This is a genomic window from Erythrobacter westpacificensis (assembly GCF_039542285.1).
Classification (GTDB): Bacteria; Pseudomonadota; Alphaproteobacteria; order Sphingomonadales; family Sphingomonadaceae; genus Alteraurantiacibacter; species Alteraurantiacibacter westpacificensis.
In genome coordinates this window covers 75,258-97,820 of sequence record NZ_BAABHV010000021.1, presented here as the reverse complement: position 1 = coordinate 97,820, position 22,563 = coordinate 75,258, and the positions used below count along the sequence as shown (strand labels likewise).

Below are 22,563 nucleotides of genomic sequence, written 5' to 3'. Positions count from 1 at the left end.
TCCGACGAGGATATGCGGCGTTACGCCGAGGTGGTTTCCTTCAGTATGCCAAGCGCGGTCTCGATGACCACGTCGCTGTCTGCCGGTTTCGGCAGGTGCTTTGCGCCCAGATTGCGCACGGTTTCATCCGCCCGGTTCAGGTCGCCGGAGTGCAGGAGGTAGGGAATGCCGCGCCGATCGAGTTCTTCAGCGACGGGCACGCAATTTTCCCGGCCTTTCAGCGTCACATCGAGCACGGCAACGTCGATCTCCGCCTCTTCCAGGTGCTTCATCGCGGCTTCGATGCCGGATGCGCAATAGGCGCGGCAACCCTTGTCCTCCGCGGCGAACTCCAGATCCATGAGGATCAGCGGTTCGTCCTCAAGCAAGAGGATGGAGTGTTCCGGCATACTATTGTTTTCCTTGTAATTTATGCTGCGACTACTTGGCGACAAACCGGATCGTCACTTCCAGGCCTTCAGGCTTCCATTCACGCGTGATGGTTCCCTCCGCGTGCCTGATAAGCCTGTCGATGATGGCATTGCCCGATCCCGCATCCGAAGAGGGCTGGGAGGCATCGGGTCCGCCGTTTTCCAACCAGGTCACGACGAGATCACGCTCGTCAGGCCCCTCTGCCTGCCACGCGACCTTCACGGTACCGTCATCGGTCGACCAGGCGCCGTGTTTCTCCGCGTTGGCGGCCAGTTCGTGCAGGGTCACGCCGACGCCCGAGACGACATTGAACGGCACTTTCAGGCCGTTCCCCTGCAATTTCAGCCGACCGGTGCCCAGGTCGTAGGGGTCGAGGATGGCGCGGATGGCATTGCCGATTTCGATATCACCCGACGATGCCTCGTCCAGCGTGGTTTCGTAGGCCCGGCCCAGCGCCTGTACCCGGTGGTTGATCTCGCGCGCCTCTTCCTCGATGCCGCGCATACGGCCAGTAATGTTCACAATGCCGGAAATGACAGCGAACATGTTCTTCATCCGGTGCGAAAGCTCGCGCGCCATTTCCTTGGCGTAAAGCTCCTCCGCGCGCGCGGCGCGTACGTCGGACACGTCCCACTGGCTGCCGAAGAAGTAGATGAGTTCGCCCTGCTGGTTGTAAATCGGCCCGATGTGCAGAGCGTTCCAGAACGTCTCGCCATTCTTGCGATAGTTCAGCAGCTCGACGACCGTAACGTCCTCGGTTTCCAGCGCACGGCGGATTTTTGCGACCTCGTCGGGATCGGTGTCCGGCCCTTGCAGAAAACGGCAATTGCGCCCGACGATCTCCTCCTGATCATAGCCGGTCAGTTCGCGGAATGCGCGGTTGGCGAAGACGATGGGCATGTCCGGCGCGTGTGGATCGGACAGGCAGATCGCCATGCGAGTTTGCGCCATCGCTTGTTCGAAAAGCACGCCCGATGCGCCGACGAACTCGTTGTCGGGGTTAGCCGCGCGAAACTCGTCAGGGCTGCGATCGTAGTCAGGCCGGGTGTCGTATGCCTGCGACGAACCCGATGACGGCTTCTCGTTCTTAGGTGTAACTGGCTTGTCCATCGGACAACTCAACTCTCTAAGGCTGGATCCGGTTCCGCCACTATCCCTTAATGCCTTAACCTTGCTGTCAGGCTCAGCCTCGGCGAGCAATCTCGTGGTGGCGGATAACTTCGTCGATCACGAAGCGGATGAATTTCTCGCTGAATTCGGGGTCGAGATCGGCTTCGACGGCCAGTTTGCGCAGGCGCTCGATCTGGCGCGCTTCGCGACTGGGATCGGCAGGGGGAAGCTGCGTCCTGGCCTTGTACTCGCCCACCGCCTGCGTGATGCGAAACCGTTCGGCCAGCATGTGAATCAGCGCGGCATCGATGTTGTCGATGCTCTTGCGAAAGGCAGCCAAAGTCTGATCGGGAGCGGCGTCGCTTGTCTGGTCGGTCATGGCAGGTGAGGACTTTGGTTGGGATGATGGGCTGGACATGGCTACTCCTTGCGGGAGAAATGCGCGCTTGCCAACACTCGTGTGCATCCCCATGGAGGGCCGCATGAGCGACAACGTCGTACCGATCAAGCGCGGCCCGGATGCAGCACCTCCTACGCTGACCCCGATTCTGTCGCTGACAGCCACCCCCATGAATTCGGTGAACGCGATCATCCTTGACCGGATGCAGAGCGAAATCCCGCTTATCCCGGCTCTCGCCGGTCACCTGATCGCCGGTGGAGGCAAGCGGATGCGGCCCATGCTGACGCTGGCCGGGGCCGAAGTGGTGGGATACCAGGGCACACGCCATCACAAGCTGGCGGCTGCGGTTGAATTCATTCACACCGCCACGCTGCTGCATGACGATGTGGTGGACGGCAGCGAGATGCGCCGTGGCAAGGAAGCGGCCAACATCGTCTACGGAAATCCTGCCACTGTGCTGGTGGGGGATTTCCTGTTCAGCCGCGCGTTCGAACTTATGGTGGAGGACGGCAGCCTGAAAGTGCTGAAAATCCTCTCCGGCGCCAGTGCGATCATTGCCCAGGGCGAGGTCGACCAGCTTACCGCCCAGCGCAAGATCGAGACGAGCGAGGACCGCTATCTCGACATCATCGGCGCCAAGACGGCCGCGCTGTTCGCTGCTGCCAGCCGCATTGCCGCCGTCGTGGCGGAGCGCAGCGAGGAGGAAGAGCTTGCGCTTGATTCCTACGGCCGCAATCTCGGCATTGCCTTCCAGCTGGTCGACGATGCCATCGATTACGATTCCGACGCTGCCGAAATGGGCAAGGACCGGGGTGACGACTTCCGCGAAGGCAAGATGACCCTGCCGGTGATCCTCGCCTACGCGCGCGGCAATGCCGAGGAACGCCGTTTCTGGCAGGACGCCATTGCCGGGTTCAGCACCGAGGACGAAGACCTCGCCCATGCTGTCGACCTTATCCGCAAACACGACTGCGTCACGGAAACGCGCGAGCGCGCCCGGCACTACGCCCAGCGTGCCTGCAACGCGCTGTCGATCTTCCCCGATTCCGCTGCCCGCCGCGCCATGGTGGAAGCCGCCCAGTTCGCGGTGGCGCGCGGTTATTGAATTTGAGAAACGCTCCGCTCGGGTGGCCGGAGCGGAGCGTTTTCCTAATCCAGCTGTCTCAACTTACTGGCGGGTTGCGGTGTAGCGGACCGAGCTGTTGTCTCGCTGATCCATGCTGACACCCGACATCGTATCGCCCTCCACGGTCATTTCGGCAACCGACAGAACCTCTCCATCGCGGGAGTAGGTCTCACGGTAGGAGTTCGGTCCGATCTCTTCGACGGCCACCATCGTGTTGGTGTTGCTACCCTCGATCGGCACCGGTTCACCGCCAATGGTCGCAGTGAAGCTGCTGCCGTTTCCGGTGTAGCTGTACTGATCGCCGTCGACCGAATAGGAGAACCGCAATCCTGCATCGCTTACGTTTATGTCGCCAGAGTGCGTCCATTGCCCGGAGACGGCATGCGCGCCTTCGGGACCGGCGCTCGTGCGCGTGTAAGTCTCCGAACCGGTGACAGTCTCGTCACCTGCCGTGTCGGTGAATTCGACGGTAAGCGTTTGCCCGTCCTCGCTAACGGTCCAGACCGAGGTGCCGAGTTCTTCTTCGCCCAGCCTGAACGCAGTGCGGACCGTGTTGTCGTCGACCACTTCGATTTTTGCGCCATCGGCACCGGGGCGATCGATTGTCTGCCATTCGCCGTCGGCTGTCACCTGGTAGGGCGGGGTGCAGCTGCGGCACTCCCACACTCCGTCGGCGATCAGGTAATCGCGGGTTTCATTCTCGAACTCGGCGGAATCCACGTTGACCATCCACTGGCCGGTCAAAGTGCCGTCCGACGCAGTCTCCTCGGTCTCGACCTCGGCCGAGTCGCCACATGCCGTCAGGCCCGTGCAAAGCGAAGCCGCGACAACGGCTGTCACAATCTTCTTCATTGATTTTCCCCCATTTAGAGCTTCGCCCCCCAACCGGATCGTTCGATTGTAGGTGCTGCCAGGTGTGCGCCCGCTCGTCCTGACCTTACAACGAACCCGCAGCCCGGCAAAATTCATCGGCGGACGCGTAGATTGTGTGGGGGCTGTAACCTGCCGCCGATCGTGTAATGGCAAGCGAATGGCCAGCACCTTGCCCATCCATGCCGTTCTTCCGGACCTGCTTTCCGCCTTGCGCGAACGCAGCGGTGCGGTGCTGGTCGCGCCGCCGGGGGCGGGCAAGACCACGGCTATCGCACCGGCCCTGCTGGGTGAGCCGTGGTGCACAGGCCAGATCATCCTCACCTCTCCGCGCAGGGTGGCGGCCCGCGCAGCGGCGGAGCGTATCGCGGACATGCTGGGCGAGAAGCCGGGCGAACGCGTCGGCTACCTGACGCGGCTCGACAGCAAGCAATCGAAATCCACGCGCATTCTCGTGGTGACGGAGGCAATTCTCGTGAACCGGCTGCTGGAAGACCAGGAGCTGGAAGGCATCTCGGCAATCCTGTTCGACGAGGCCCATGAGCGGCACCTCGACAGCGATCTCGGCCTCGCGCTGGCGCTCGAAAGCCAGCAAGTGCTTCGCGAGGATCTGCGTATCTGCGTCATGTCCGCCACCATCGACGGAGCGCGGTTCGCGCGTCTGATGGGCGAGCAAACGCCGGTCGTGGAAAGCGAGGGCAAGGCGTGGCCGCTGCGGCTGGAGTGGCTGGGCGCATCGCCTGAAAAGCGCATCGAGGATTCGATGACGTCGGCAATCCTGAAGGCGTGGCGAGAGGAAGAGGGTGACATTCTCGCCTTCCTTCCCGGCGTGGGCGAGATCGAGCGCACAAGGGAACGCCTTGCCGATCGCCTTCACGCTGCACCGATCCTGCCGCTTCACGGTCAGGTCCAGCCGCAAGACCAGCGCGCCGCCATTCGACGCAATCCGGAAGGTCGTCGGCGTATCGTGCTGGCCACGAGTATTGCCGAAACCTCGCTGACGTTGGAGGGTGTCTCGGTCGTCGTGGATAGCGGCCTCTCCCGCAGTGCCGAATTCGACCGGGTAGCGGGCACCACGCACTTGGTCACGAAACGCGCGAGCCAGGCGGCCTCCGCGCAAAGGGCCGGCCGCGCCGCTCGGCAGGGGCCGGGTGTCGCCTTTCGCCTGTGGGAGGAGGGCGGCCATGCAGGCAGGCCCGAATTCGACTCCCCCGAAATGCTCACCGCAGATCTCGCGCCCCTGGTGATGAGCCTGGCGAAGTGGGGCGTGAACGATCCTGCCAGCCTGCAATGGCTCGATACGCCGCCCGAGGCATCCGTCGCATCCGCGCGTGAGCGATTGCGCGCACTCGGTGCGCTGGACGAAGCTGGAGCGATAACGGCCTGGGGAGAGCAGGTCGCCGCTTTGCCGCTCGATCCCGAGGGGGCTGCCGCGGTTCTGTTCGGCGCCATGCACGGGCAAGCCGGTGATGCCGCGCGGCTGGTGCTGCTGGCGCAGGAGCGCGGCCTTGGCGGGCGCGAGGAGGACCTGATGGCGCGGCTGCAACGCTGGCAGAGCGATCGCGGCAAGCGCGCCGATGCCTCACGCAAGCTGGCGGAGCGCTGGGCGCGAATGGCGGAGCGTCTCGCGAGCAGTGCGCGGGATGGCGGCACTCTCAATCCCGCGGTATTCCTCGCCATGGGCAGGCCGGATTTCATCGCCCGTCGCCGTGATGCATCAGGCGAGAACTGGGTGTCGGCAGGGGGCAGGGGCTTTGCGCTCGATCCCGCATCGCCGCTGGCGCGGGCGGAATGGCTGGTGATTGCCGATGCACAGGGGCAGGCTAAGGCCGCGCGGATCACGGCGGCGGCGGAACTCTCGGCTACCGATGTGGAAAAGCATTTCTCGAACCGGATCGAAAAGCGCACCATAGCACGCTGGAATTCCAGCGAGAACCGGGTCGAGGCCCGGCTGGAAAGGCGGCTGGGCGCGATAACCTTGGCGAGCGGGCCGGACCCCGATCCCGACCCTCGAACCCTTGTGGATATGCTTGTGGATAAGGCGGTGGAACGGCTGGGGACTTTGCTTCCGGCCTCCCTGCTGGCGCGTGCCCGCTTCGCCGGTATCGAGGCACTTTCCGGGGCGGCTCTGGCCGAGCGCAAGGAGGTCTGGTTGGTGCCGCTGCTGCACGGCCGGCGCGACCTCAACCTGCCGCAGTCGCACTTCGCCGAAGCGGCGCTGAACCTGCTTTCGTGGGAAGAACGGCAACAACTCGACAAGGCCGCCCCGCGAGAGTTCACGAGCCCCGCCGGAACCAGTCACAGGATCGACTATGCGGGCGACGATGCCCCTAGCGTGGAAGTGCGCGTACAAGCGCTCTTCGGCCTCGAACGCCATCCGATGATCGGAAACGCCCCGCTGCTGCTCAAGCTGACCAGCCCGGCCGGCCGCCCGATTCAGTCGACCCGCGACCTGCCCGCATTCTGGCGCGGCAGCTGGGAAGACGTGCGCAAGGACATGAAAGGCCGCTACCCGAAGCACCGCTGGCCGGACGAGCCATGGGCGGAAAAACCAAGCCTGAAGACCAAGAACGCCTTTTCAAAAGGCGGCGGTTGAATTATCCGCGTGCCCACTATGGAAGCTCGCATCTACAAACGCCCCAAGAATGCCATGCAGTCCGGCAAGGCGCTCACTGACCAGTGGGTCCTCGATTTCGTGCCGGCAGAGGCGAAGAAGCCCGATCCGCTGATGGGCTGGGCCGGTAGCGGCGACACGCGCCAGCAGGTGCAGCTGAAATTTCCGAGCTGCGAGGCCGCCCAGGCCTACGCCGAGAAATACGGCATCGCCGCGCGCGTCCACACGGTTCCGCCCAAGAAGCTGAAGATCCAGGCCTACGCCGATAATTTCAGGTAGGGTTTGTTTTGCGAACGCGCGTCCGCGCGTTCATCCTCGCTAGACGCGCTCCACTTCGTTGCGCGCCCTCTGCGGGCGGGCATTCGCCCTTGCGGGCCCTTGGCCCGGACACTTCTCGGCTAAACTCTCCTGTTGAAATCCGAGGGCGACCCCGCCATATGGCGCGCCGGGAGTCGGGTGGACGTTCGCTTTTGCTCACCGGGTCAGGTCCGGAAGGAAGCAGCCCAGGTAAATGGCAGCGGGTCGCTCGGCTCCTTTTCCACCACATTGTTGCGATGACATTCGCGCGGGCAGCGCCTACCTTTGCCCGCATGAGTGATTCCCCGGAAAATCCGGACACCCCTCCATGGAAGGGTGACGACGAGACAGACGCGCAACCTTCGGCGGCGGAGCTGGAGGCGGCCGGGCAGAATTCCATGTTCGGCGATCCCGCTCCCGCGCCCGCTCCGGCAGACGAACCTGCTGCGCAAGAACCACCGGTCCCGACAACGCCCGCTCCGGAAGAGCCTTCGGCAACGCAGCCGACAGCCGCCGCGCCGCTGCCCGATCCCTCGCAGCCTTACCGCGTACTGGCGCGCAAGTATCGGCCGCAGACCTTCAGTGAACTGATCGGACAGGAGCCGATGGTCCGCACGCTCGGCAACGCGATCGAGCGGGACCGGCTGGCCCATGCCTTCCTGATGACCGGCGTTCGCGGAGTGGGCAAGACCTCCACCGCGCGCCTGATCGCCAAAGCGCTCAATTGCGTCGGGCCGGACGGGCAGGGCGGCCCCACCATCGATCCGTGCGGCGTGTGCGAACCGTGCCGCGCCATCGCCGAAGGGCGCCATATCGACGTGATCGAGATGGACGCCGCGAGCCACACCGGCGTGGACGACGTGCGCGAGATCATCGAGGCGGTGCGCTATTCCGCCGTCTCGGCCCGCTACAAGATCTACATCATCGACGAAGTCCACATGCTCAGCCGCAACGCGTTCAACGCGCTGCTAAAGACGCTGGAAGAGCCGCCCGCGCATGTGAAGTTCCTGTTCGCCACGACCGAGGTCGACAAGCTGCCGGTCACGGTGCTCAGCCGCACGCAGCGTTTCGACCTGCGTCGTATCCCGCGCGAGATGCTGCAGGATCACTTCGCCGCCATCTGCCGCAAGGAAGGTGTCGAGGCCGAGGACGAGGCGCTGGCCATGATCTCCGCTGCTGCCGAAGGTTCGGTCCGCGATGGCCTCTCCATTCTCGACCAGGCGATTGCCCACGCCGATATGGATGCGGGCACGTCGGGCACCACTGTCAGCGCCGCCAAGGTGCGCGACATGCTGGGCCTTGCCGACAAGGGGGCACAGCGCCGCCTGTTCCAGCATTTGCTGGAAGGCGATGCCAAGGCGCTGCTGGCGGCGGTCGACCAGCAGTACTCGCTCGGCGTGGAGCCGCTGGCGCTGATGCGCGCGTTAATGGAATTCTCCCATCGGATCGCGCTGGCGCAGGTCGCCGACGGGCAGGCCGACGCGCCGACTGCGGAGGAACGCGAGGCGCTGGAGGAATGGGCGGAGAAGCTTTCCGCCGGGCAGGTCCATCGCCTGTGGCAGCTGCTGCTCAAGGGGCATGACGAGGTGCGTAGCGCGCCCGATCCGCTGGTGTCCGCGCAGATGGCGCTGCTGCGCGTGCTGCACGCCGCAGATATGCCCGATCCCGGCAAGCTGGCGAAGGAAATCAGGAACGCGGCGCTTGCAGGCGGCGTCGCTAACGGTGGCGGCGCCACGTCAGGCTCGGGCGGCACGCAGGCGATCAGCTGGCGGGACCTCGTGGCGCAGGTCGACCACAGTGGCATCGCCAATGCAATGTCGATGGCCTCCATCATGTCTCGCCAGGTACGGGTGATCGAACTCGCGCCCGGCAAGCTCGTCTACACCCAGCCGCAGGGCTTCGATGACGATATCACGCCCGCCATGCGGCAGGCTCTGAACGAAGTCACCGGCCAGCGCTGGGAAGTTGTGAAGGGCGAGGGCGAGGGCGCTCCCAGCCTTTTCGAGCAGGCCGAACTTGCCGTGAAGGCAGAGAAGGACCGCATCGAGCAGCACCCGCTGATGCAAGCCGTACGACAACATTTCCCCGATGCGCGCGCCGTGGAAGACGCGGAACCCCCGCGCGGCAACAAGAATTGGTCTCGCAGCGCGTAACCCCCCCAAGGAGCAAATCATGCAGAACATGGAAGAGATGATGAAAGCCGCGCAGGAAGCGGCGCAGAAGATCCAGCAGCAGATGAACGATGCGCAGGTGAAGCTGGACCAGATCGAGGTCGAGGGCAGCTCCGGTGGCGGCCTGGTGAAAGTCCGCGCCAGCGCGCGTGGCCGCATCCTGGGTGTCGCCATCGACGACAGCCTGTTCAAGGAAGAGGAAAAGGGCATCCTCGAAGACCTCGTGGCCGCCGCGTTCAACGATGCGCGCGACAAGGCCGACCGCAAGGCGGGCGAGCACATGGCGGAAATGCAGCAGGGCCTCGGCCTGCCGCCGGGATTCAACTTGCCGGGCATGGGCTAGAAAACAAAGGAAGGCGCGCTAGGCTGAGGACTATGAGGTCGATTCGACATGTCCTTGCCGCGATAATTGCAGTCAGCGCGCTTCCTGCTTCGGCACAGGAGACACCGCCGTCGCCGATGGACAATGCCTTACGGCTTGCCCCCTCGATGCCCTGGAACCTCGACTACGACGACGATTCATGCGCTCTGAAACGTGTGTTCGGAGAGGAAGGGCAGCAAGCGTATTTCGAGCTGCGGCAATACGATCCGCATGGCGATCCTCAGGTAATTGTCGGATCGGCCGATTTCGAGGCGCGAAGTCCGAGCCTGGCTGTCGGGTGGCTGCCTGGACGATCTTTGCCGACCCTGCATGTGCGCTCTTTCGAACTGTCGGGCGACGGCGGCTATCACGGTCGTCTGGTGTCGATGCCTATCAACGTCGGGTTTTCTGAAGAGCGCGCTCGGGATATTGCCGTGGCCTCGCCACTCGTAACCGACGAGGCGATCTCACTCCTCGACCGTTTCAACAACTTGGATCCCGGCAGCCGGGACGCGCAACATCTCGCTGAAGACAACGACTTTATCCTCGCACTCAGGGCTTCGCGCGATGCGCTTCATTCTTCACCGGAATACATCGCAGAGCGGAATGTGGCGGAAGGGGAGATTACGGGTTTTTTCGTTGGCGAGGCTTTCAGCGAGAACCTGATACTCGAGACAGGTGAGATGAACATGCCCATGGAGGCGATGCGTAACTGCCTGGACGAGCTGGTTTCCCACTGGGGCGTGGATGTCGAGGCGCATCGCAACCTTTCGCAGCGCGTACGGCCAGCCGACTATGCCCGGATCGTTCGCTCGCTTCGCCGGGCATATCCAAATCGCATGCAAGTGCAGCGCCAACCGGGCTACATTCGTGCCCGCCTCGATATCTCGCCGACCGGTGAGCCGACAGGGTGCCACATACAGGCTCCGATCAGTCAGCCCGATTTCGAGCGCGAAGCGTGCGAGCAACTCGTCGACGAGGGCGAGTTCTATCCGGCGCTCGATGAATACGGAAATCCCATAGCCAGCTACTACACCGTGGCAATCGTTTATTTGCCAAACTGACCGGGGCCCTCGCGCGGAGTCCCTGCTATCCACCCCTAAGCCGCACCTCGTCATTGCAGGCGCAGGCGGTCGCCCCCATATTCCTGTCAAAGCCAGAACCTGGCAGGAAATATGGATACTGAAATGACTGCATTCCCCCTTCTTCCCTTGCGCGACATCGTCGTCTTTCCCGGCATGGTCGTTCCCCTGTTCGTGGGGCGCGACAAGTCGGTGGCGGCGCTGGAAGCGGCGATGGAAAACGGCAAGGATATCTTCCTTGTCGCCCAGCTTGACCCGGCGACCGACGATCCCGAGGCGGAGGATCTCTACGATCTCGGTGTCGTGGCGCAGGTGTTGCAATTGCTGAAGCTGCCCGACGGCACCGTGCGCGTGCTGGTGGAAGGCCAGTACCGCGCCCGGATGACCGAAATGCGCGTGTCCGAGGACTTCGTGATGGCGCAGACCGAGGAGGTGGAGAAAACCACCGCCAGCGGCACCGAAGTCTCCGCCATGATGCGCAGCGCGCTGGGCCAGTTCACCGAATATGCCAAGTCGAACAAGAAGATGTCCGACGAGCTTGAGGAAGAGCTGGAAGCCATCGACGACGCCGGCCGGCTGGCCGACGCGATCGCCGCCAACCTTTCCGCGAAGGTCGATGCCAAGCAGCAGTTGCTTGCCGAAAGCGATGCGCTGAAGCGGCTGGAAATGGTCTTCTCCGTGATGGAGGGCGAGCTTTCCGTGCTGCAGGTTGAAAAGAAGATCCGCGGCCGTGTGAAGCGGCAGATGGAGAAGACCCAGCGCGAATATTACCTCAACGAACAGTTGAAGGCGATCCAGAGCGAATTGGGCGGCGAGGGCGAGGACGGCGACGAATTGTCCGAACTCGCCAGGCAGATCGAGGAAACCAAGCTTTCCAAGGAAGCTCGCGCCAAGGCGGAAGGCGAGCTCAAGAAGCTGCGCACGATGCAGCCAATGAGCGCCGAAGCGACAGTGGTGCGCAACTACCTCGAGGTCCTGCTTGGTCTGCCGTGGGGCAAGAAGAGCAAGCTGAAGAAGGATATCGGCAAGGCGCAGGAAGTGCTGGATGCCGATCATTACGCGCTGGAAAAGGTGAAGGACCGCATCGTCGAATACCTCGCCGTGCAAGCGCGCACCAACAAGCTGAAGGGGCCGATCCTGTGTCTCGTCGGCCCTCCCGGCGTGGGCAAGACCAGCCTCGGCAAGTCCATCGCCAAGGCGACCGGGCGCGAGTTCATCCGCCAGTCGCTGGGCGGCGTGCGTGACGAGGCCGAGATCCGCGGCCACCGGCGCACCTATATCGGCTCGCTGCCCGGCAAAATCGTGTCCAACCTGAAGAAGGCGGGCACCAGCAATCCGCTGTTCCTGCTGGATGAGATCGACAAGCTGGGACAGGATTTCCGCGGCGATCCGGCATCGGCGCTGCTGGAGGTGCTCGATCCCGAACAGAACAATAAGTTCCAGGATCACTATCTGGAGCTGGATATCGACCTGTCGGACATCATGTTCGTGACCACCGCGAACAGCCTCAACCTGCCGCAGCCGCTGCTGGACCGGATGGAGATCATCCGGCTGGAAGGCTACACGGAGGACGAAAAGGTCGAGATCGCCCAGCGCCACCTCATCGCCAAGCAGGTGAGCGACCATGGCCTGAAGGACGGCGAGTTCGAGCTGACCGAAGCGGGCCTGCGTGATCTCATTCGCTACTACACCCGCGAGGCGGGCGTACGTACGCTGGAGCGCGAGATTGCCAAGCTGTGCCGGAAATCCTTGCGCAAGATTCTCGAGAAGGAAGTCGAGAGCGTGACGATCACGCCCGAGAACCTCGGCGACTTCATGGGCGTGCGCAAGTTCAAGCACGGCATGAGCGAGGAAGAGGCGCAGGTCGGCGCCGTGACGGGTCTCGCCTGGACGTCGGTGGGCGGCGAACTGCTGACCATCGAAAGCGTCACCACGCCGGGCAAGGGCGAGGCGAAGACGACTGGTAAGCTGGGCGACGTGATGAACGAATCCGTCGCTGCTGCCTTCAGCTTCGTGAAGGCGCGCGCGCCTGCCTATGGCATCAAGCCGAGCATCTTCCAGCGCAAGAACATCCACATCCACCTGCCCGAAGGTGCGGTGCCCAAGGATGGGCCGAGCGCGGGTATCGGCATGGTTACTTCCATCGTCTCCACGCTGACGGGCATCCCTGTCCGTCCCGAAGTGGCAATGACCGGCGAAGTGACGCTGCGTGGACGCGTGCTGGCCATCGGTGGCCTGAAGGAAAAGCTGCTGGCGGCGCTACGCGGCGGCATCAAGACCGTGCTGATCCCGGAAGAGAACGAGAAGGACCTCGCCGAGATACCGGACAACGTGAAGGAAGGGCTGGAGATCATCCCCGTCAGCCATGTCGACCAGGTGCTGGAACACGCGCTTACCGCGCTGCCCGCGCCGATCGAATGGACCGAGGCGGACGACATCGCCAGCCAGCCGCACGGCCCCGGCTCCGGTGGAGCGCCGATTACGACCGCGCACTGAGTCGCCATCGAACCCTGGAAGAGGATGGCTGGCCGAAAGGGCCAGTCACCCTCGCCAATGGGCGTCTTGGCGCAAGATTCAGGGCTTTGCGCGAGATAAAGCTACGCCCTGTCTCAAAAATCCCGCCAGTTGAGCGGCTTTGCCTTTGACTCGGGCGGGAAAACTCGCTCAATTCCCCGCATCGCAAAGCGATTCAGAATTTTCGTTTTGAGCACAGAACAAGTGAGGGGGTTCTCCGAAACATGAACAAGAATGAACTTATCGGCGCGGTCGCGGACTCCAGTGGCCTTTCGCGCAACGATGCGACGAAGGCTGTCGAAGCTGTTTTCGATACCATCACCAGCACGCTGTCCAAGGGCGACGAAGTACGCCTCGTGGGCTTCGGCACGTTCTCCGTGGCGAAGCGCAAGGCGTCGACCGGGCGCAACCCGCGCACCGGCGAGCCGATGACGATCAAGGCCTCCACCCAGCCCAAGTTCAAGGCTGGCAAGGGCCTTAAGGACGCCGTCAACTAGGACGCGAAAACCGGGGTACCGGGGCGCAGACCCGCGCCGAATCTACAGGGGAAGAAAGGGCTGTCCGCAAGGGCGGCCCTTTTCTCTTCCTGCCCTTCTGGCTCAGCTATTCTCCGAAATCGATCAAAGCGGTGGGGGCGGCAGCGGTATTGCTGCCGATTTCCCAGACGAGCATCTGGCCACGCGGGTCTGTGACCGGGCCCTCGTCGGTGTTGTTGGCAAGGATCCGCGCATCCGTGACAACCCGGAATGTGCCTTCGGGCTGGCGCATGTCGACTTGCGGTTCCGCTTCTCCGCCTTGCACGGCGTCTTCCGAAAAGGCGCCCATCATGCCCATGAACATCGCGCCCATCGGGTTTCCTCCGGTTGGCGCGAAGCCGGGCGCGGAAATCCTTGCCCGGCCATCCTGACGCAGCCGTACCTGCACGAAGGAATTGGACATCGGCATGTCCTCGAACGTCGGGAAGTCGAAGTCGTGGCCAAGCGTGCTCGTGATGGAGAAGTCGACCACGAACGTACCGTCGCCGATGAATTCCACGCTGTTCCATCCAGCCTGCCGTTCCAGCATCGCGGTCATCTCGGCGACCTGCTCTTCGTCCTCCAGGTCGACGCCGCCCAGCATCCCTTCCATCATCTCTCGGCCCATGGCGTCTTCACGCGCGCGCTCGGCCAGTTCCTCCTCGGTGCAGGGGCGCTCCTTGCCGCTATCATTGTAGCAAGGCTGCTCGCCCTCGGCTTCCTCGGCCATGTCGGCGAGCTGGTCCATACCTGCCATCACGATCTCGCCTTCGTAGGTGAAGGTAAACTGGCGATCAGCCGCGATGTGCAGCGTGGCATCGAAGGTGCCCGGCTGAAACAGGCAGCCCGAAAGCAGAGCGCTCGATGCCAGCAAAGTCGCCGAGGCGGCAAGCCGCTTCATGTGGATAGGCATGGTCATGATCGTTTTCCCCCTGTTATCTCGTTCACCCCAAGTCGCGTGTCGCAATAGCATATAACGCAATCGCACCCGCATTGGACACATTGAGGCTCTCCATCGCCTCGCTTATCGGCAGGCGGGCAAGGGCGTCGCAATGCTGGGTGACGTTATGGCGCATGCCTTCGCCTTCGGCTCCCAGAACCAGGGCGACAGGGCCGGCGGGTAGGGCTTCTGCCAGCGTTGCCTCCGCTTCCCCGGCCAGCCCGATGCGCCAGTATCCCGCCTCCGCAATCTCCTCCAGCGCGCGCGAAAGGTTCACCACGCGCACCCACGGCACGATTTCCAGCGCGCCGGATGCGGATTTGCCGATAACGCCGCCTTCGGGCGGAGCGTGGCGATCCTGCGTTACGATGACAGCAGCGTCGAAGGCCGCGGCCGAGCGCAGGAGCGCGCCGACGTTGTGCGGGTCCGTCACCTGGTCCAGCACGACGATAGGCCGCGTCGGATCGCCGTCGAGCACATCGCTCAAGTGCAGGTCTTCCAGTGGCTCGCATTCCAGCACCAGGCCCTGGTGCGGGGCATCCTTGGCCACCAGCCGGGCAAGGTCGCTCACATCGGCATATTCCACGGGAAAGTCCGCAGGCAGTTCACCGTCCAGCGATTCGATACCCTCGCGGGTCGCCCACAGCTTGCGGTGCTGGCGGCGCGGGTTCATCAGCGCGGCTTCCACCGCGTGGCGGCCCCACAGGCGTACCGCGCCCTTGCCCGCCCGGCCCGAGCCGCGCCCGCCTTGCATGCGCCCGGCGCGTCCGCGCAGCGCTTTCTTGTTCTTGGCCATTATACTTCGCCTTTTTTGAAAGAATGGCGCCTCCTGCCAGCACGCCCATTGACAGGCAAGCGGCGCTTCGCCATTGGGGCGCCTCTCGGCTGGAAAGCGCTCTTCCGGAGCGCCAACCAATGCGGGCCAGCGCCCGCCTCCGGCAACGGTGTGGACAGGTGGCCGAGTGGTTAAAGGCAGCAGACTGTAAATCTGCCCGCGCAAGCGTACGCTGGTTCGAATCCAGCCCTGTCCACCACCGCCCTTTCTCAGAATATCCCCGAAAAGCCCTAGAAATCCCAGAAAACCAAGGGTATTCTGCCTTCTGATGGCCGCCCCTGTTCGCTGCTATTTGCCTGCAACCGGCAGTGAGTGTGGGGAAGGAGGTGGGCTTCCCCACACTGCGGCTCTCTCAATTGGCCTCCAGAAATGTGGGGAACGAGAATGGGCAAACTTACAGCAGTGGCGGTCAAGGCTGCCTTGGCGAATCCGGGTACCTATCAGGACGGCGACGGTCTTTTTCTGAAAGTTGGAAAAACTGGTGCGGCTTCCTGGCTTTTGCGACTCCAGCGCGATGGCAAACGACAGGACATTGGCCTGGGCAGCGCGAAGCTGGTGACGCTGGCTGAAGCGCGCGCGAAGGCAGCTGAACTCCGCAAAGCCGTGAAGGTCGAGAAGCGCGACGTGCTGACGGAGCGGAAGGATGAGGAAGCCGCCAAAGTCACCTTCCGCGAAGCTGCCACTCAATATCATTCGGAGAACGAGGCAGGCTGGAAAAGCGATGTCTATGGTCGCCAGTGGCTGGCCAGTCTTGAGAACTACGCGTTCCCGAAACTGGGCAATATGACGACCGGCGGGATCACCGCTGCCGACATCATCTCCGTCCTCACGCCGATCTGGCAGGAAATCCCCGAAACAGCCCGCCAGGTCCGCAACCGGATTTGCGCGGTGCTCGACTACTCCCACGCCAAGGGCTGGCGCTCCACGGAGGCTCCATCGGGTAACAGCAGCCTGAAAGCAGGGCGAGGGCTGCCTAGGCAGATCAAGAAACCGGCAAACCGCAAGGCGATGCCATACGTGGCCGTTCCTCCATTCCTGACCGCGTTGCGACGCAAGCCATCCTATTCGCGTCTTGCGCTGGACCTCCTCATCCTGACAGGCGTTCGCTCGCAGGAAGTGCGGCTTGCGAAATGGGACGAATTCGATCTGTACCAGCACCTTTGGACCATCCCAGCCGAACACATGAAGCGCAGCAGGGCACACATCGTGCCGCTGTCAGAAGCGGCTCTGGCGGTGCTCGTGAAGGCCGATGCAATGCGGCTTGAGGGTGCTGAAGTGGTCTTCCCCGGCATGACCGGCAAGGCGATGTCCAACATGACGCTGCTGAAGGTCATGCGCGACATGCAGGAGCCGTTCCACGTTCACGGTTTCCGCTCCAGCTTTACCGACTGGGCGGCAAACGAAGGCTTCGCCAATGCGGTGGTCGAAGCGGCACTGGCGCACAAGACGCCTGACGCAGTGCAGGCCGCCTATCGCCGTACGACCTATCTGGGCACTCCGGATAATCCGGGCGCGCGGGTGAAGCTGATGGAGGCTTGGGGGAGCTATTGCTCCGGGTAGCAATCTGCGCAAGGTTCTGACGAATTGTGCTGAAATCATTGACGGTCTTGCTTTGACTACCCAGTGTGCCCATATCCGCATTTCCTCGGCATGAGGTTCTTCCCACGTGACCATTTGGGTTTTCCTGAATGAGCCACTTCGGGGCATTCGAATATGTGTCCAATGGGCCATGCAGAATGTCGTTTGGTTGGTGATCCGCGCGAATGCGCAAGGCCGCCGGGGATAAGTGGGAGAACCCGCGGTTATGACGAAACAAAAGATTTCTCATTACTGTGGCCTCGCCTTGGACTGGGGAACACGCGTGCTTAAGTTCGCTTATTACGCTCTCAAGTTCATAGGCGAGGTCACCAACTATCGTGCGCAACCTCTTCGATCATCATTTCACGCTTAAGCCAGGGACTAAAGTCTACGTCCCAACGGATCATGGCCGTGAGATCGGCGGCGAAATCAAGAAGCGCGTCGAAGGTCTGTGGAAGGCACCTCCTTACTTCTTTCATCTTCGTGAAGGTGGACATGTCGCTGCAGCAAGGTTGCACCAACACCAACCTTGGATCGCTTCGATGGATCTTAAGCGATTTTTCGAGCAGATCAGCAGAAGCCGTGTGCACCGCTCGCTTCTACGCATTGGGTTGCCTAGCGACGAAGCGTTCGAGATGGCCTGTGACAGCGTGGTGGACAAACACCCGCCACATCGAAACTTCAGCATCCCATTTGGTTTCGTTCAATCACCGCTTCTGGCTTCGCTTGTCCTCGCTCATTCGGCGTTGGGAACTCGACTGGCAAGGCTCCGTCATGATGGGCTGCGTGTTTCAGTATATGTCGATGATTTGACCATCTCGAGCGACGATGAAGCATCGCTCACCGAAGCGGTTAATACGCTGCAGGTTGCTGCCGATTCCAGCAACTTCGAATTCAATGATGCTAAGACTCAGGGGCCGGCACCTGAGGTGACAAGTTTCAACATTCGATTCGGTTCTGGGCGAATGGAAATCATCGCGGATCGGATGGCAGAGTTTGAAGTCGCTATCCGAAATGGTTCTGAATGGACTATCGGTGGCATCCTTGGTTACGTCGGTGCAGTGAACGAGTTGCAGGCCGAGGAGTTGGGCGAGATTGCTGGACTGGCAGGTGATTGACGTCCCGTTTCTGTGTCGATCAACGCAGCTGGAATCAGGGCTTGATCTGAATTGAACAACTGACCGGCCTTTCCTCCTTACGCGCCTTCTCGGTGCATCGGTCCAATTCTTCTCGGTTTGCGTTCAGTGTGCTGTGCGTCACCATCAACTCCTCCCAGGCTTGGGGGTTCTGAGATCGGATCAGACGAATGCCCGCTTCCACTATGCTAGGCTCTCCAACAGCCCTGCGAGCCATCCGTTCGGGCCATTGCCAGCTTTCGGGCATGGCGCGGGCAATGGTGCCGGGGAGGATCGACCAAAGCAGGATACCGGCAGCCAACCCCACGCCTGCAAAGCGCCAGGTCTGACGCTTCTGCTCGTCCTCGGCGCGGACACGGCCGACAATTGCGGCGAGCCGACCGGTTGCAAGGTCCAGGTCTTTGCGCCCGTGCCGGAACAGGTCGCTGGCATCGCGCAACATGTCGAGCGAGGCGCGCTTGATCTGAACCGCGACATCTTCCGGGGTCAGCTCGATGGCAGGCTTGTTGCCGATTGCGGTCAACGTCTTGGAGACCTGTGCCAGCTGGCTGGCCATCTGGCTGAGCGTTGCGGTGTAGTCCGGGATAACGATGTCGGCGCGTTCCCTGGCCATGTTCTGCACCGTATGGCGCACCATCGCCATTTCACCTTCGAGGCGAGCGAATGCCTCCGTCGCCGGATCGGACTCTTCTACCGCATCCCGTTCAGGTTCCAGTTCCGGCTGCTGAGCCGGTGGCTCCTCGACATCAAGGTCCAGTTGCACTTCTTCGATGTGGTCGTCTTCCATGTCGTTTCTCCTAGATGCCCATGTCGAAAGCGCGGGTGCGCTCGCGGGCGAGGGTTGCGGTGAGTTCGTTGGCGATGCTGCGTTCGGGCTTCAGATCGATGCCAAGCTCGCGGGTCTTGCCGCGCAGCAGGCCTTCGACCTGCGGATCGCGTTCAAGCCCCTTCGCCAGCTCGGTCAGCTTGGCCGACACGCGGGCAGCGCCTGCACGGTCGCCCTGCTGCTCAAGCTGCTTGCGCGCCGCGCTCAGCCCCTGCCAGTCGCTGACAAAGCGTTCGGATCGCAGCGCCGGATCGGTGCGCACGGCGGCTTCGTTCTGCATGGCGCGCATGGTTTCCTGAGTCCGCCCGCCAGCGGCCTCTGCGATCAGCTTAGGACGCCGATCCAGCGCCTTGGCAAGGTCCGTGGCGGCAAGTGGCCGGATCGCGTCGAGCACCTTTCCTGCCTTGTCCAGCGCATCCTTCTGATGCGGGAGGACGGGCAAGCCCTGGGTCTGCATCGTTCCAATATCGCCAAGCGCACGGGCATAGCGTTCGATTGCACGGCGCTGCTCGTTCTGCGTGTTCGCCTGCGCCGGAAGCGGCTCAAGCTGACGTGCTTGCGGGCGGAAGTTACCAAAGATGGATTTGGCCTTTTGCGGCACCTGCCGAACCATCTCCATGACCCGCTCGCGGAAGCTGATGCCGCGCAGTTCAGCGAAAGCCTGTTCGGGCTTGTAGTCTCCCGCCATGTCCTTCCCGCGCTCACGGCTGAGGGTGCGGACAAGCTTCGACTGGTCGGCGAAGTCATCGCGGCCATAATGCAGCGCCAGCCCTTCGCGATGGCGAGACAGGGCGACATAGGCGGAATGGCTGTCCATGCCCGGCGTGGCGAGCACATGGGCGCGGTCCACGGTCATGCCCTGCGCTTTGTGGATCGTGGCGGCGTAGCCATGATCGATATGGGCATAATCCTTGGTGTCGAAGGCGACCTCGCGGCCATCGTCGGTGCGCACTTCCATGCGTTGCGCACCTGTTTTTGCGACCGTGCCCAGCGTCCCGTTCTTGACCCCAAGCCCGCGCTCGTTGCGCAGGAATAGGATGCGGTCGCCCGGCGCAAACTGGCGCTCGCCTCGTGCCGCCTTGATCGTTGCATCGGCCCCCAGCGCGCTCTCTGCCCGCATCTTGCCGCGCGCTATTGTGTTCAGCTCGCGGACCTCGTCATTGGTGTGGGTGAGGATGATCTGGCCGTCGCCAAAGCTTCCCTGCCGCTCCTGCTCCCACCGCTCAATCAGGGCGGCGCGCGCAGCCTCGCGTGTGTCGGCGGCATGGACCATGCCGCGTTCTTCGTAGGTCTGGATTGCTTCGCCCGTGCGACCTGTCGCAAGCTGTCTGGTCGCATCCTGCTGCCACGCCGATAGCTGGCGGCGAACTTCGCTGATTTCGATCCCGCCATGGCGCTCGTGGATCGCCCGGAAGGCTGCGCCTGCTTCGATAGCCTGAAGCTGCTGCTGGTCGCCAACCAGGACAACCTTCGCGCCTGCCTTGGCGGCATGGGAGAGTACGCGCTCCATCTGCCGCGTGCCGACCATGCCCGCTTCATCGATCACAAGCAGATCATTGGCAGTCAGCTGCTCGCGTCCTTTGCCCCATTGATGCTCAAGGCTGGCGATGGTGCGCGATGCGATACCGGAACCGTTTTCCAGACCTTCGGCGGCAATGCCGGACAGTGCTGCGCCACGCACAGTGTAGCCCGCGCTTTCCCAAGCCTCGCGCGCCACGCCCAGCATCGCGCTTTTGCCTGTCCCGGCATAGCCAACCACGATCGCAAGCTCTTTGGTGTTGGTCACATGCTCAAAGGCTGATTTCTGCTCGCCTGACAGGACCAGACCGCGCTTCGCTGCGCTGGCCAATGCAGCATTTCGCTGGACATCGCTGACACAATGCTTGGTGCGCTGCGCCATCGTGTCGGCGGCGCGATGCAGGCGCAGCTCGGTCTCGATCATCGCGCGCGAAGTGAAGCGGTCTTGCCCGCGTCCGTCCTTGCCCAGAGAGATCAAATCGGGGGATGCGCGCGCGGCATTGTAGGCGGCGTCAAACTGCTCCTTCCCATCGCTGTGCCGGTGGATGAACGCGGCAAGCTCACGTCGCGTAAAGGTGGCTTGCTGGTGCGTGATGGCATCCAGTGCCAGCGCAGGATTGGCAATGATCCGGTCGCCATTGCGCTGGGCTATTGCGCGATGTTCTTCGATCCGCTCGGCTTCCAGCCCGCGCCCGCAAATACGCGAAGCGGCGGGGCCGATCTTGTCCTGCGGTTCCAGTGCAATGCCCTGCGCTTCCAGGCTGCGGTGATCGATCCGCGTATCGATGTCGCGTTCCGCCAGCGCGCGGTTGACATGATCGGCCCAGCGCTCGCGCCATTGCTCGATCAGCGAAGTCTTGTTCCAGTCGCGGACTTTTGCGCCAAACCCGTTCCGGGTTACCTCGCGCATCGTGAGCATGACATGCGCATGGGGCTTGGCCTTGCCGTCCTCACCAATATCCCAATGCACATTGAGATCGGCAATCATGCCCTTCTCGACGAACTCGGCTTTCACGAACTCGCGCGCCAGCTTGATGTTGTCTTTCTTCGACAGCTCGCGGGGCAGGGCGAACTCGACTTCGCGGGCAAGCTGGGCATCCTTGCGCTTCTCGGCGGCCTCGACCGCGTTCCACAAAGTGGCTCGGTCTGCGAAGGCTTCGGGCGCGCCTTTTGGCAGCATCACTTCCGAATGAAGAACGCCTGCCTTGTTGGTGAAGTCATGGGTTCTGTCGATGCGCTCATCGTGCAGCTGTTCGCCCGCACGATAGGCCGCTGCCGCAACGGCACTGCGTCCACTCGACCTTCCGATGACCTTTGCGCTGAAGTGAAAGATTGCCATGTCGGCAATTCAGTTACACCGCAAACGCAACGTCGGCACGACGTATAAGCGCGCCCTCTCATGATAAAATCCTGATCGGGACTAGGCGGTATCACACTGTCCCGGCGACCTTACTGCATTGTGAAAGCTCACCGATTATCATGTCCCCATCACACCAACGATGGAGACCACATATGCGCAAACCCCGCGATTTTGATTCGGAACTGAAGGCACTTGCCGACAAGGCAAAGCAGTTGAAGGAACGCCGGGTGCGCGACCTCGGTGCGCTGGTTACGGCAACCGGAGCCGACGCGCTCGATGCTGATGTGCTGGCTGGGGCACTACTCGATGCAGCGGCAAACTCAGACAAGGCAATCGGTGAGGGCTGGCGCAAGCGCGGCGCGGCCTTCTTTCAGGGCAAGCAGAGGAACACTTCGAGCGGACCTCGCCAGCAGTCGGAAGTCACTCTTCCGCTCGACGGCGGCGGGGCATCGGCTTGAGGCAGCAAGGGCACGAACCGATATGCGCGAATGGCAGGTCAAACGACGCGAGCGGACCCGACAACTGATCGAGCTGGGCGGCCTGGTCGCCAAGGCCGATCTGGTCGAACTGACCGACGATGATCGCGCTGCGCTCTACGGCGCGTTCCTCACCGTCGCTGCTAAGCTGCGCGGGCCTGAAGGTGAGCAGGCGCTGGTGCTGTTCCGGCGCAAAGGGAGGCGGGCGTTTGAGGCGGAGCAGCAGAGCTGAGTTGGACGAGCGTCATGGCGAATTCTTATGACTTTCCATCTGCTGGCTGATGGCAGCTAAGCGCCCCAATGGCGGACATTAGAAGTGGTGCGCGAAATAACTGAAAGCAGACCTCTGAATGCGGTGCCAAGGACTTGCCACGAACAGCGGCATTCAGATCGCGAACTCGAGATCCGGAGCTTCTCGGACAG

General features: G+C 62.6%; 20 protein-coding genes, 1 tRNA gene and 1 other RNA gene. 14 read left to right on the top strand and 8 right to left on the bottom strand.

Annotation, left to right across the window (positions count from 1 at the left end; translation table 11 throughout):
• Positions 1 to 20: 20 nt before the first annotated feature.
• The 3 genes from ABFX23_RS13280 to ABFX23_RS13270 form a co-directional block, all read right to left on the bottom strand.
• A complete protein-coding gene (locus ABFX23_RS13280) occupies positions 21 to 389 on the bottom strand; it encodes a response regulator (RefSeq protein ID WP_346033489.1) in 369 nt (122 codons plus the stop codon).
• 31 nt (positions 390 to 420) lie between these two features.
• Entirely contained in the window at positions 421 to 1,521 is a 1,101-nt protein-coding gene (locus ABFX23_RS13275) for a PAS domain-containing protein (protein WP_346033488.1), read from the bottom strand.
• A 73-nt stretch (positions 1,522 to 1,594) separates the two neighbouring features.
• Positions 1,595 to 1,900: a chorismate mutase gene (locus ABFX23_RS13270; RefSeq protein WP_346033487.1), complete on the bottom strand. Its 306-nt coding sequence runs from the start codon at positions 1,898 to 1,900 to the stop codon at positions 1,595 to 1,597.
• Positions 1,901 to 2,003: 103 nt separating this feature from the next.
• Between ABFX23_RS13270 and ABFX23_RS13265 the strand changes: the two genes are divergently transcribed.
• Positions 2,004 to 3,026: a polyprenyl synthetase family protein gene (locus tag ABFX23_RS13265; RefSeq protein WP_346033486.1), complete on the top strand. Its 1,023-nt coding sequence runs from the start codon at positions 2,004 to 2,006 to the stop codon at positions 3,024 to 3,026.
• Between the two features lie 63 nt (positions 3,027 to 3,089).
• On the opposite strand, the gene ABFX23_RS13260 is transcribed toward ABFX23_RS13265, so the two are convergent.
• The gene (locus ABFX23_RS13260; protein WP_346033485.1) at positions 3,090 to 3,899 is read right to left on the bottom strand and encodes a hypothetical protein; all 810 of its coding nucleotides are present in this window, start codon (positions 3,897 to 3,899) and stop codon (positions 3,090 to 3,092) included.
• 178 nt (positions 3,900 to 4,077) lie between these two features.
• On the opposite strand from ABFX23_RS13260, the gene hrpB reads away from it, so the two are divergent.
• From hrpB to ABFX23_RS13220, 8 genes are all read left to right on the top strand, one after another.
• Positions 4,078 to 6,513, top strand: coding sequence for an ATP-dependent helicase HrpB (hrpB, locus tag ABFX23_RS13255; RefSeq protein WP_346033484.1), 2,436 nt, complete (start codon positions 4,078 to 4,080; stop codon positions 6,511 to 6,513).
• 18 nt (positions 6,514 to 6,531) lie between these two features.
• A complete protein-coding gene (locus ABFX23_RS13250; RefSeq protein ID WP_346033483.1) occupies positions 6,532 to 6,810 on the top strand; it encodes an ETC complex I subunit in 279 nt (92 codons plus the stop codon).
• A 166-nt stretch (positions 6,811 to 6,976) separates the two neighbouring features.
• Positions 6,977 to 7,071: signal recognition particle sRNA small type (gene ffs, locus ABFX23_RS13245), an RNA gene on the top strand.
• 50 nt (positions 7,072 to 7,121) lie between these two features.
• Entirely contained in the window at positions 7,122 to 8,981 is a 1,860-nt protein-coding gene (locus ABFX23_RS13240; RefSeq protein WP_346033482.1) for a DNA polymerase III subunit gamma/tau, read from the top strand.
• Between the two features lie 19 nt (positions 8,982 to 9,000).
• On the top strand, positions 9,001 to 9,342 hold the full coding sequence (locus ABFX23_RS13235; protein WP_346033481.1) for a YbaB/EbfC family nucleoid-associated protein: 342 nt from the start codon (positions 9,001 to 9,003) through the stop codon (positions 9,340 to 9,342).
• A 146-nt stretch (positions 9,343 to 9,488) separates the two neighbouring features.
• The gene (locus tag ABFX23_RS13230; RefSeq protein ID WP_346033480.1) at positions 9,489 to 10,424 is read left to right on the top strand and encodes an energy transducer TonB; all 936 of its coding nucleotides are present in this window, start codon (positions 9,489 to 9,491) and stop codon (positions 10,422 to 10,424) included.
• A gap of 123 nt (positions 10,425 to 10,547) precedes the next feature.
• Positions 10,548 to 12,938, top strand: a complete 2,391-nt coding sequence (lon, locus tag ABFX23_RS13225) for an endopeptidase La (RefSeq protein ID WP_346033479.1) — start codon at positions 10,548 to 10,550, stop codon at positions 12,936 to 12,938.
• Between the two features lie 242 nt (positions 12,939 to 13,180).
• Positions 13,181 to 13,453, top strand: coding sequence for an HU family DNA-binding protein (locus ABFX23_RS13220; RefSeq protein ID WP_119587571.1), 273 nt, complete (start codon positions 13,181 to 13,183; stop codon positions 13,451 to 13,453).
• Positions 13,454 to 13,559: 106 nt separating this feature from the next.
• Here ABFX23_RS13220 and ABFX23_RS13215 read toward each other — a convergent pair whose 3' ends face one another.
• Entirely contained in the window at positions 13,560 to 14,390 is an 831-nt protein-coding gene (locus ABFX23_RS13215) for a hypothetical protein (RefSeq protein WP_346033478.1), read from the bottom strand.
• A 25-nt stretch (positions 14,391 to 14,415) separates the two neighbouring features.
• Positions 14,416 to 15,207 (bottom strand): 23S rRNA (guanosine(2251)-2'-O)-methyltransferase RlmB, encoded by a 792-nt coding sequence (rlmB, locus tag ABFX23_RS13210; RefSeq protein ID WP_346033477.1) that lies wholly within the window; start codon positions 15,205 to 15,207, stop codon positions 14,416 to 14,418.
• Positions 15,208 to 15,359: 152 nt separating this feature from the next.
• Here rlmB and ABFX23_RS13205 point away from each other — a divergent pair.
• The 3 genes from ABFX23_RS13205 (at position 15,360) to ABFX23_RS13195 (ending at position 17,942) form a co-directional block, all read left to right on the top strand.
• Positions 15,360 to 15,445, top strand: a tRNA-Tyr gene (locus tag ABFX23_RS13205).
• 170 nt (positions 15,446 to 15,615) lie between these two features.
• Positions 15,616 to 16,806 carry a tyrosine-type recombinase/integrase gene (locus ABFX23_RS13200; protein WP_346033476.1) on the top strand — a complete coding sequence of 397 codons (1,191 nt, stop codon included), beginning with the start codon at positions 15,616 to 15,618 and terminating at the stop codon, positions 16,804 to 16,806.
• 356 nt (positions 16,807 to 17,162) lie between these two features.
• Positions 17,163 to 17,942, top strand: coding sequence for a reverse transcriptase domain-containing protein (locus tag ABFX23_RS13195; protein WP_346033475.1), 780 nt, complete (start codon positions 17,163 to 17,165; stop codon positions 17,940 to 17,942).
• A 34-nt stretch (positions 17,943 to 17,976) separates the two neighbouring features.
• Here the strand turns inward: ABFX23_RS13195 and ABFX23_RS13190 are convergent, their stop codons facing one another.
• Both ABFX23_RS13190 and traA read right to left on the bottom strand, forming a co-directional pair.
• Complete coding sequence (locus tag ABFX23_RS13190) at positions 17,977 to 18,747, bottom strand: DUF6118 family protein (protein WP_346033474.1); 771 nt, start codon at positions 18,745 to 18,747, stop codon at positions 17,977 to 17,979.
• A gap of 10 nt (positions 18,748 to 18,757) precedes the next feature.
• On the bottom strand, positions 18,758 to 21,643 hold the full coding sequence (gene traA, locus ABFX23_RS13185; RefSeq protein ID WP_346033473.1) for a Ti-type conjugative transfer relaxase TraA: 2,886 nt from the start codon (positions 21,641 to 21,643) through the stop codon (positions 18,758 to 18,760).
• A 173-nt stretch (positions 21,644 to 21,816) separates the two neighbouring features.
• Here traA and ABFX23_RS13180 point away from each other — a divergent pair, with 173 nt between their 5' ends.
• Both ABFX23_RS13180 and ABFX23_RS13175 read left to right on the top strand, forming a co-directional pair.
• On the top strand, positions 21,817 to 22,122 hold the full coding sequence (locus tag ABFX23_RS13180) for a conjugal transfer protein TraD (RefSeq protein ID WP_346033472.1): 306 nt from the start codon (positions 21,817 to 21,819) through the stop codon (positions 22,120 to 22,122).
• Between the two features lie 22 nt (positions 22,123 to 22,144).
• Positions 22,145 to 22,372: a conjugal transfer protein TraD gene (locus tag ABFX23_RS13175; protein WP_346033471.1), complete on the top strand. Its 228-nt coding sequence runs from the start codon at positions 22,145 to 22,147 to the stop codon at positions 22,370 to 22,372.
• The last annotated feature ends 191 nt before the right edge of the window (positions 22,373 to 22,563 follow it).